This is a genomic window from Mycobacterium sp. WUMAC-067, assembly GCF_020217485.1.
Taxonomy (GTDB): Bacteria; Actinomycetota; Actinomycetes; order Mycobacteriales; family Mycobacteriaceae; genus Mycobacterium.
In genome coordinates, this window is record NZ_JAEKMI010000144.1 from 1 (window position 1) to 1,481 (window position 1,481).

Consider the following 1,481-nt stretch of genomic DNA (forward strand, 5'->3'; position numbering starts at 1 on the left):
GAGCAATGATCAGAACCTGTGGATGAGCCTCGGCGAGGCGGCGTAGGAAAGGGCGCACCTTCCCGAGGATGATCTGAATGTCGAAGGTCTGATCAAGAGCCGGCGTTGGCGCGCTGGTTCGGGAAGGTACGCCCATGCTCACGGTAGTTCACGATGCGGATTCATCCAACGAGGATGCTGGCTCGTCGCGGTCGTTGCTCGATGAGATTGTCCGCGACGGTGCCCGCCAGATGCTGGCCGCAGCGTTGCGGGCTGAGGTCGCCGCCTACATCGAGGCTCATGCCGGTGAGCTTGATGAGAACGGGCACCGGCTGGTGGTGCGCAATGGCTATCACCGCGAGCGCGAGGTGCTCACCGCGGCGGGCGCGGTGAGTGTGACCGCGCCGCGGGTCAATGACAAACGTGTTGACCCGGACACTGGTGAGCGGCAACGGTTTTCCTCGGCGATCCTGCCGGCGTGGGTGCGCAAGTCGCCGCAGATGACCGAGGTGTTGCCGTTGCTGTATCTGCATGGCTTGTCGACCAGTGATTTCGGTCCGGCGTTGGAGCAGTTCCTGGGCTCGGGTGCCGGCTTGTCGGCCACGACGATCACCCGACTCACCACGCAGTGGCAGGACGAGGCCAAGGCCTTCGAGGCCCGTGATCTGTCGGGCACCGACTACGTCTACCTGTGGGTCGACGGCATCCATCTCAAGGTGCGCCTGGAGCAGGAGAAGCTCTGTTTGCTGGTGATGATCGGTGTGCGCGCTGACGGCCGCAAGGAGCTGGTCGCGCTCACCGACGGGTACCGGGAGTCGGCCGAGTCGTGGGCTGATCTGTTGCGGTCGTGCCGACGTCGCGGGATGACCGCACCGGTGCTGGCCGTCGGCGATGGGGCCCTGGGGTTCTGGAAGGCCGTGCGTGAGGTGTTCCCGGCCACCGGCGAGCAGCGGTGCTGGTTTCACAAGCAGGCCAATGTTCTTGCCTGCCTGCCAAAGTCGGCTCATCCGGGGGCGATCGCGGCGATGCGGGAGATCTACAACGCCGAGGATATCGACCACGCGCAGGTGGCGATCAAGGCGTTCGAGGTGGACTACGGCGCCAAGTACCCCAAGGCGGTCGCCAAGATCGTCGATGACGCCGATGTGCTGCTGGAGTTCTATAAGTACCCGGCCGAGCACTGGGTCCATCTGCGCACTACCAACCCGATCGAATCAACGTTTGCCACGGTACGTTTGAGGACCAAGGTGACCAAGGGGCCGGGTTCACGCGTCGCCGGAATGGCCATGGCTTACAAGCTGATCGACGCCGCGCAAGCCCGCTGGCGAGCCGTCAACGCACCGCACCTGGTCGCTCTGGTCCGGGCCGGCGCGATCTTCCACAAAGGCAAACTGCTCGAGCGACCCACCGACATCACCCCGTCGGCGGACTCGGCACCGACCGAATCAACTGGAACGGAGGTCGCCTGAAACAAGCCGATCCACAGGTATTGACAATTCCTC

General features: G+C 64.1%; 1 protein-coding gene. It reads left to right on the top strand.

Annotation, left to right across the window (positions count from 1 at the left end; all coding sequences use genetic code 11):
* Positions 1-134 precede the first annotated feature (134 nt).
* Positions 135-1,448, top strand: a complete 1,314-nt coding sequence (locus tag JF781_RS27905; RefSeq protein WP_052536990.1) for an IS256 family transposase — start codon at positions 135-137, stop codon at positions 1,446-1,448.
* Positions 1,449-1,481 lie beyond the last annotated feature (33 nt).